This window comes from Nonomuraea lactucae (genome assembly GCF_003313395.1).
GTDB lineage: Bacteria > Actinomycetota > Actinomycetes > Streptosporangiales > Streptosporangiaceae > Nonomuraea > Nonomuraea lactucae.
Genome location: NZ_QNFZ01000462.1, coordinates 1 through 1,181 on the forward strand (window position 1 = coordinate 1; position 1,181 = coordinate 1,181).

1 protein-coding gene is annotated in these 1,181 nt (G+C 76.5%); it reads right to left on the bottom strand.

Going from position 1 to position 1,181, the window contains the following annotated elements; all coding sequences use genetic code 11:
- Nucleotides 1-1,162: ATP-binding protein (locus DQW85_RS44745; protein ID WP_420819177.1), on the bottom strand; the 1,162-nt coding region annotated here is incomplete at its 3' end.
- Nucleotides 1,163-1,181: the final 19 nt, after the last annotated feature.

The window sequence follows — 1,181 nt, forward strand, 5'->3', positions numbered from 1 at the left end:
CCTCGGCGCGCGCCCCGCCCGCGGCCAGCGTCGTGGCCGGGGCCGTGGCGGGGCCGGTGGTCGGGTCCGTGGCGGGATCGGTGGTCGGGGCCGTGGTGGGGTCGGTGGTCGGGTCGGCGGTCAGGTCGGCGGTCAGGGCCCTGTTCAGGGCCGCGGTCAGGGACCTGCGGGCCTCGCCCAGCCTGCCACGCAGGTACCAGTACCAGGCGAGCGCGTTGGCCAGCCGCAACGGCTCAGGCCCGGTCGCCAGGGCGAGCCGGAAATTGGCGCTCTCGACGTCGAGCAGCTCCAGCCACTCGCGCTGGCGGGGGCCGCGCAGCTCCGCCCGCTCGGCCAGCGCGGTGTAGTGGCGCGCGTGCCGTTCCCTGACCGTCTCCAGTTCGCCCGACTCGGCGAGCCGCTCGCCGCAGTAGGCCGCCACGGACTCCAGCAGCCGGTATCGCGGCCCGGCCGCCACCACGACCAGCGACCGGTCCACGAGCCTGGCCACCGCGTCGAGGACGTCCACCCCGGGTTCGGCACAGACCTCCTCCGCCGCCTCCAGCGTGCAGCCGTCGGCGTGCACGGCCAGCCGCCGCAGCACGACGCGCTCCTGCCCGGTCAGCAGGCCCCAGCTCCAGTCGATCGTCGCCCGCAGCGTGCGCTGCCTGGCCGGGGCGTCGCGCATGCCGGTGGTGAGCACCCTGAACCGGTCGTCGAGCCGGTCGGCCAGCCCCTGGACACCGAGCGCGCGCACCCGCGTCGCGGCCAGCTCCAGGGCGAGCGGGATGCCGTCGAGGCGGCGGCAGATCGTGGCCAGGGTGGTGGGTGTGGTGTCGTCCCGCTCCCAGTCCCGATCCCGGTCCCGATCCCGGTCCTGGTTCCGTCCCTGGTCCCGGTCTTGATCCCGGTACGGCTCGATGCCGGCGCGTGCGGCGAAGAGCCGTACGGCGTCCGGCTCGGGCAGCGGCGGCACGGGCAGGACCCGCTCCCCCGTCACGCCGAGAGGCTCCTGGCTGGTGGCCAGCACGCGCAACCCCGGCGCCGCCTTGAGCAGCAGGGGCACCAGCGCGGCCACCTCCTCCACGACGTGCTCGCAGTTGTCGAGGACGAGCAGCGCGCGCTTGGCGGCCAGGGCGGCGGCCAGCCTGCGCGGCAGCGGCGCGGCCTCGTCGTCGCGCACGCCGAGCACGGCCGCCACG